8 protein-coding genes are annotated in these 7528 nt (G+C 37.8%); 4 read left to right on the top strand and 4 right to left on the bottom strand.

What is annotated here, in order from left to right:
- Positions 1–243: 243 nt before the first annotated feature.
- From QME58_00595 to QME58_00580, 4 genes are all read right to left on the bottom strand, one after another.
- A complete protein-coding gene (locus tag QME58_00595; GenBank protein ID MDI6802328.1) occupies positions 244–1950 on the bottom strand; it encodes a short-chain dehydrogenase in 1707 nt (568 codons plus the stop codon).
- Position 1951: 1 nt separating this feature from the next.
- Positions 1952–2947: a PsbP-related protein gene (locus QME58_00590; GenBank protein ID MDI6802327.1), complete on the bottom strand. Its 996-nt coding sequence runs from the start codon at positions 2945–2947 to the stop codon at positions 1952–1954.
- Between the two features lie 107 nt (positions 2948–3054).
- A complete protein-coding gene (locus tag QME58_00585) occupies positions 3055–3534 on the bottom strand; it encodes a DinB family protein (GenBank protein ID MDI6802326.1) in 480 nt (159 codons plus the stop codon).
- Positions 3535–3554: 20 nt separating this feature from the next.
- Positions 3555–4238 carry a DUF1573 domain-containing protein gene (locus tag QME58_00580; protein MDI6802325.1) on the bottom strand — a complete coding sequence of 228 codons (684 nt, stop codon included), beginning with the start codon at positions 4236–4238 and terminating at the stop codon, positions 3555–3557.
- 119 nt (positions 4239–4357) lie between these two features.
- Between QME58_00580 and QME58_00575 the strand changes: the two genes are divergently transcribed.
- The 4 genes from QME58_00575 to QME58_00560 all read left to right on the top strand — a co-directional run bounded on the left by QME58_00575 (position 4358) and on the right by QME58_00560 (position 7499).
- Positions 4358–4789 carry a cytidine/deoxycytidylate deaminase family protein gene (locus tag QME58_00575; GenBank protein MDI6802324.1) on the top strand — a complete coding sequence of 144 codons (432 nt, stop codon included), beginning with the start codon at positions 4358–4360 and terminating at the stop codon, positions 4787–4789.
- On the top strand, positions 4786–5394 hold the full coding sequence (locus tag QME58_00570) for a YigZ family protein (protein MDI6802323.1): 609 nt from the start codon (positions 4786–4788) through the stop codon (positions 5392–5394). Before QME58_00575 ends, QME58_00570 begins: the two co-directional genes overlap by 4 nt.
- 145 nt (positions 5395–5539) lie before the next feature.
- Complete coding sequence (locus QME58_00565) at positions 5540–5953, top strand: transcriptional repressor (protein ID MDI6802322.1); 414 nt, start codon at positions 5540–5542, stop codon at positions 5951–5953.
- Positions 5954–6056: 103 nt separating this feature from the next.
- Positions 6057–7499, top strand: a complete 1443-nt coding sequence (locus tag QME58_00560; protein ID MDI6802321.1) for a catalase — start codon at positions 6057–6059, stop codon at positions 7497–7499.
- Positions 7500–7528 lie beyond the last annotated feature (29 nt).

Here is a 7528-nt window from a genome sequence, read left to right as displayed (position 1 = left end):
ATCTAACGAGCGGTGTTTATATTTACAGGATTCGAGCTGGTAAATTCCACGATGTAAAGAAAATGATTCTGATGAGGTAAGAATCATTGAATCATTGGATCATTTGTTCATTGGATCAATGAATAAATGTATCAATAGACAAATTGCAATTGAGCCGATTTTTCAGAGTGAGAAGTCGGCTTTTGTTCACATCCGACCTACAAGTTTATGCAAGTTCAGAAATTGGAAATATTACGGCTATATTTACGCTTTCATTCTTTCGCCTAAATCTTCAACTGTAAATATCCAGCCAACAATTTTACCCGGTTGAATATCTTTGAAATTCTTCCAGTATTCTTTTGTCCGCATAAAGCGTGAACTTGTATCACCGTTCGGAATTCGGTCCATTTCATGAAACACACGATTAAAGCGGTTCTTCCATACTTGCATATTTGAAACACGCAAATCAACCCAACCATCGTGCGACCATAAGTCGATATTCGTTTGGTTAATCGGAAGCTCACCTTCACCTCTGTAAGGGGGAATTTTTATATCATCACCGCGTAATAAAGTTTTTCCATCGGGGAGAAGTATCGGAATCCCGATTGATATAATCTGAGAGCGAAGTTGTGTGTTCTTGGAAATTATTTCATTTAATTTTTTGGAAAGTACCTTAGCATCGGTTTTTGTTACAGAAACCATATCTTTAAAACCCAATTTTAACAGATACGATTCGTACAATAGCTTTGATAAGCGGGGAGGACCCAACATTTCGAATGCGATGCTGTCTACGTCGTGGTTTTTTTCCAGACTTTCCATTTTTTTGAGAGCGGATTCTAATAAAACACCAGCACGAAAAGTAGGCTCAAGCGTTGCATGGTCGAGTGCATTTATGATATCGTGACCTGTGTTGCCACCTAAAATTTCGTAAACTACTGAGTCGGCAATTTCTTCAGGAGTTACATACTCCATCTGTCCGGGCATCGATATAGCTTCGAATTCGCCCTTCGAGAAAATTCCATTCTCACCGGTATCAATAAAAACCGATTTCAAAGTTTTACCTGAAGGTTTACCGAATTGCTGCAGTTTTAACGTAAGTTTTTCATCTAACTTATAGCCATTTTCAGGGGGACAATCGTAAAGTTGAACTGCTTTACCACGTTTTTTGATTTCACCGTAAGCAATTTTTTTCCATGCGATAGCTCCAGTCGGTTTTATCTCTTTTGTAATAGGGGCGTCGGGAGTTCGCCCCATTAAGAAGAGCAGCATAGTGTGCGCTCCTGCTACGGAAGATTTTGCAAGTAAAACGCGCGACGGTTTTTCTTCGCTGTGTGTATATGGGATATTCAAGCCCATCCCACCGGTTCCACTTGTTCCGATTTTCACAAAAATCTTGGACTTTGCAGCCGTCATAGAACGATACATCACTTGCACGTGTCGAACGAGCTGAGGAACATACAATGTGCATAACAGACGTTCTGTAATTTCAATCAAATTGTTTTTTTTATTTGCTTTTGCCGCTTTCAATTCTTTAATCACGTCTCGCGAACTTTGGAAAATATTTTGATAAGCAATTGCCGTTGCTGAATTAACACAATCGATTACGACTTCAGGTTTGAACTTCGTAAGTAGTTTATATACAGCGGTTTTTCTTAATGCACTTTCAGTTAATTCATCCACCATATCGTGCATAAAGATATCTCGTTTCTTTTCGTCGGCAAGAATTTCTTCACGCGGTATGTCTTTAAATTCATCACGTACAAAAATATTTCCCCACCAAGGGATAAAGAAATCTTTCCCAACGGAGGGATATTCCTTGCGAAGGTTATCTACTGCATCGAGGGCTTCTTCCTTCAGCAGCGAAGTTACAATGATGCGTTTAGGTTTTCGCAACATAAGTTTCCGGCAAACTGCAGAGCCAACTAATCCCCAACCGCCGATTACACAAACTGTTTTTCCTTTAAGGTCCATATTATTTTAATTTCATTGTTATTACAATATTTTCAAAAGGTATCAAATAATTTTGCTTTTGCGGGTCGAACCAATTTATCGTGATTCTGATAACCTTGTTGTTTTTCACAACAAAGTAGGCGCGACTTTCAACATCCTTCATGGATGTATAATTCAGGAACATAGTTTTTTGTCCGTCAACCACAATCTCACCAGGAGATTTCATTTTGTATCGTGCTTTGTTTTGCTCAAATACTTTTTCCACTGGTAAATCCTGTGCATCGAATACATCCCAACGAATGCTGCAGTCTTGTCTGTCTGCACGTAATTCCGCAGCGAAATCGAATTTACCTTTAGCCACAGACATAAAATTGAGGTTGTCGGGATAGTTGATAGCAAAAAACGGAGTTTCGTATTTTTCTAAATTTGTAGATGCTGTCCACCCTTCAATAGTTTTAACAACCGGTTCGGGGAGCTGGAAGGAATTTAACATCGCTGTGAATACCTCTGTATGTGCACCGAACCATTCGCCAAATCCTGAAAAGCTTAATGTGTAGATTAAAGAATCTACATGAAAAATATATTTGTATCCCTGAAGATTCATCTTCGTAGTGATGGGAATGGTAAAATTCATCCTGATTGCCGACTTATCTTTTATCGTTTCATTAGTTTCGCTGTCGATTCTGCCGCTTTGTTTTATTTCATCACGTAGCTCAGTCGCGAAATCATCGAATGTTTTTCCTCCTAAGTTTTTAATCTGAACAAGAACTTCTGTCCCTAACTCACCGGGTTGTCCGGGATAAATGAACTTTTCTTTTACACCTTGTGATTGATAGAATTGTGCATTGCCGGATTGTCCTAATTGGAACCAATTTTCAGGATATTGAATTTTAAAACCGTAAATCTGGTCCTTGTAATCCTTGAATTTATTGACTTTTACCGGTTCCATTTTCTTTCCGCACGAAAAGAAGACGATGGCTATTAGCAATATTGATGATATGAAAATATATTTTTTCACGATTAACCTCCTTGGGTGTTATGGGTTATGATAATAGTTAAAAAATCTTCCTTGAAACATAAGAAATATTTTTGAGACAAACAAAAATCAGAGCCACTTCTAATCTATTATTTGGTGAACGCTAAGTGAATATTATTGATTTGTTGCAAATGTTTTTCGCCGTGGTCGGCATAGGTTTTTAGCATTTCGAAAAGAGAAACCTCGCCTTTTTCGGAATGTAATCCTTTACGGCTCCAGGTTTCGATTGGTAACATTATGAATAGATGATACATTCGAGTCCGTATTAATCCGAATATTAATAATGCTGCCTTTTCATCTAATTGTTTGTAGAAAAGTTTTTCTGCCAATTTGTTTTGGTCGTAAGCTAAAAGGGATGGATTTTCTTCTGAAATAATCCTGAACATTCGAGTAATCGCCATAAGCTCGCTGTCGCACAAATGATTGAGAATTTGCCGTATCGACCATTTATCCGGTGCTGGCTTGAAATCCAATTCTGCTTCAGACAAATTAGTGATAGCTTTATTAATATTATCGTGCGATGATATGTAAATTTCTAAAAATTGATTGACTTCGGTTTCTGTTATCATAATTTGTTTCCTATAATTTTTTATTTAGCTCTCACGTAAGCAAAAAATCGTAGTGGTATTTTGGGTTGTTGTTTATTGTTGGTGTTTAAGGTAACTTCACCTTGCATCATTCCTTCGCTAAAGGCAGCGTAACTTACAGATATTTGAGTCGATTCATTTGGCATTAATTTACGCTGCATAATATCTACTTGCAGCCCCTGAACTTTATGCTGTGCCGATAAAATTTCAATCGCCTCCGATGTGTTGTTTTTGACTGTAATTTTTGTTGTTGCAGTAGAATCGGATTTCATTTGTTGAAAGTAAATATATTGCGGTTCGAACTTTAAAACCGATGTAACGTTAGCTGCAAAAGTAATCTGAAGTGATGAGTTTGTTACATCGTTCGAGGTAATTGTAACGGTTTTATGTACTTTACCGTCAAACCCTTTTGAATCGAATCCGACATTCAGTGTTGCACTTTTGCCTGGTGGTATCAGTCGCTCGCTCAACAATGTAGCGGTGCATCCGCAAGATGCCTGTACATTTATTATTACGAGAGTATCTTTACCTTTATTTTTAATGGTCATTATTTTTTCTGTTTTGGTTCCAACATATAAATCGCCGAAATCAAAATTTGTCCCACCGACAACTTCGATTTTCGATTGCGAATAACTAATTCCTGTAATCATTAAACCGCAAATGATTAAAACTACTAAATACTTCATTATTACTCCATTTTGTTAACAAATTTGTATTATTATTAACGATTTTATACCTTAAAAGCAAGATTTGTTTTAAAGATGATTTATCAATATTATACAGCAAATTACTAGCAGGAAAATTTATGAGTGATAAGAGAGTTAACTGGACTGAGTATTTTATGAACATCGCCGAGCAAGTTGCGACGCGAAGTACTTGCGATAGAAAAAAAATAGGTGCTGTAATCGTGAGGGATAAGACGATACTTTCGACCGGTTACAACGGAAGTGTGAAGGGAGCGCCCCATTGTGATGATATCGGACACGATATGGAAAACGGGCATTGTGTGCGAACTGTTCATGCCGAAGCTAACGCAGTTGCACAAGCCGCCAGGTATGGAGTTGCGATAGATAATTCAGAAATTTATATAACTGCTTCTCCCTGTTTAACTTGTTTCAAATTAATCGCGAACGCCGGAATCAAAGTTGTCTATTATAAAGAATTTTACCGCGATGAACGGATTAACGAGTACGCAAAACAAGCCGGTATCAAATTAATCTATACCGGAGAAAAGTGATCCAAGATTCATATCAAACAATTATTTCATTTTTACGAAATGAAATAAAGATATTGAACTCTCGTTTTATTGCTTCAGCTTATCCTGTCTCGGCAAAAGAGGAAACTGATAAAATTCTCCAAAAGGTAAGAAAAGAATTTTACGACGCTAACCATAACTGTTTTGCCTACCGAATTGGTATGACTGGTAAAGTGTTTCGATACTCAGATGATGGAGAACCATCCGGGACTGCCGGAGTAAAAATATTTTCTGCTATTCGATCGAAAAATCTCTCCGACGTATTGGTTATTGTTACTCGTTATTTCGGTGGTACAAAATTAGGAGTCGGTGGTTTGAGTCGGGCTTATCACGATTCTGCTTTGAGTGTGCTCAAGAAAGTTAAAGTGGCCGAAAAGATTACGATGAGTGCTGTAAGAATAAAATTCCCGTACGATTTTACAAGCCAAGTAATGTATCTAATCTCTAAATATAATGTAAGTATTGTTGGCAAAAATTATCAGGAAGATGTTGAGATGGAAATAGAAGTGCGTTTGAGTCTCGTATCTGATTTCGGAGCAGAATTATTTAACACTTGTAGTGGAAATGTTCAAATCAAAAAAACATAAACTCAAAATCAACTGAATTAGAGTGACCTCTGAATAAACTAATAGAACACGAAAATTATTTTTCAAAATAAATTTTAGAGTTTGCTTTTAGGATTAACAAAGTTTATATTATGGCTGATAATAGGAACGATTACTGTTTATTTAAATGGCAAGAGAAAAGACAAAAACTACTTTTAGACATAGTCAGCAGCGAGAACGCATATTAGAGATACTGCGTACTACCGACCGTCATCCTACTGCCGACTGGGTGTATGGGAAACTTAAAAAAGAATTTCCTAAGCTAAGTTTAGGGACCATTTACAGAAATCTTTCGATGTTAGTTGTGCAAGGGCAGGTTAAAAAAATCCATTCTGGTAGCACTTTCGATAGATATGAAGCAAACATAACACAACATTATCATCTTATTTGTGAAAAGTGTAAAAAAATAACCGATATCGAACTGACTATCTATAACGAAATAAACGAAAGGGTTAACAAACTTACTGATTTCAAAATTAATCATCATAAAGTTGAATTTTTTGGAATCTGTTCTAAATGTAATAAAGATAACGGCGAATAGTATTCGTCGGAAAATACTTTGTGGTTTTATTAATAATAAATAGTAATCGTTCCGATTATTTTAAAATAACAATATCCCAAAATAAATATAAGGAATAAATAAAATGAGTAAACAAAAAAAACTAACTACTGCCGCTGGAATTCCAGTACCTGATAATCAAACTTCGCTCACAGCGGGAGAGCGGGGCCCAACATTGATGCAAGACCACTATCTACTTGAAAAACTTGCACATTTCAACCGTGAACGTATCCCCGAACGTGTTGTACACGCAAAAGCAGCTGGGGCACACGGTACATTTACTGTAACCAACGATATCACTCGTTATACTAAAGCCAAAATATTTTCAAAAGTCGGGAAGACCACAGATATGTTCGGTAGATTTTCTACGGTAGCTGGCGAAAAGGGTTCTGCCGATACTGTCAGAGACGTCCGTGGATTTGCTCTGAAGTTTTACACCGAAGAGGGCAATTGGGATATGGTTGGTAATAACACTCCCACATTCTTCATCCGCGACGCAATAAAATTCCCTGATTTCATCCACACGCAGAAGCGTGACCCACAAACAAATCTACGGTCGGAAACTATGTGGTGGGATTTCTGGTCGCAAGTGCCGGAAGCGCTCCATCAGATTACTATTCTCTTTTCTGATCGGGGTATTCCTAAGGGTGTTCCATTTATGAATGGTTATGGAAGCCACACTTACAGTTTCATTAACGCAAAGGATGAACGGTTTTGGGTAAAGTTTCATTTCAAAACCCAGCAAGGTATTCAGACTATGAGACAGGACGAAGCCGACCGGATTGTAGGCAAAGATGCAGATTATCATACACGTCAACTCTTTGAAGCTATCGAACGAAAGGAATTCCCTAAGTGGAAATTTTATGTTCAGATAATGCCGGAAACTGAAGCAGAAAAATATAGGTGGAATCCGTTTGACTTAACAAAAGTATGGCCGCACAGCGATTATCCACTGATCGAAGTTGGAGTATTAGAACTGAACCGTAATCCGGTCAACTACTTTGCTGAAGTTGAACAATCTGCTTTTTCACCGGCTAATGTTGTTCCGGGAATTTCGTTTTCGCCCGACAAAATGTTGCAAGCAAGAATATTTGCCTATGCCGACGCTCATCGATACCGACTTGGCGTTAACTTCGAACGCTTGCCGATTAATCGTCCACACGTAGAAGTCGAAAACACTTATCAGCGTGACGGGCATATGCGATTCGATGGAAATGCAGGTGCTTCGGTGAATTATGAGCCAAATAGTTTTGAAGGACCAGTTGCAGACCCAGCTTACAAAGAGCCACCGCTGAAAATTTCAGGTAACGCTGACCGCTACGAACAAAAGAGAGGCGTAGATGATGATTACATACAACCTGGAAATCTTTTCCGGTTGCTTCCTGCTGATGAACAAAAACGACTTGTCGAAAATATCGCTTCAAGTCTTAAAAAAGTTCCTAAAGAAATACAAGATAAGATGCTTACACATTTCTACAAAGCTGACAAGGCTTATGGCGATGGAATTGCAAAATGTTTAGGTCGGTAATTTAGAGAAAAGTATAAGAATAATCCTTC

The organism is Bacteroidota bacterium, assembly GCA_030017895.1.
Lineage (GTDB): Bacteria > Bacteroidota > Ignavibacteria > UBA10030 > BY39 > JASEGV01.
This window is presented reverse-complemented; position numbering and strand designations above follow the sequence as displayed.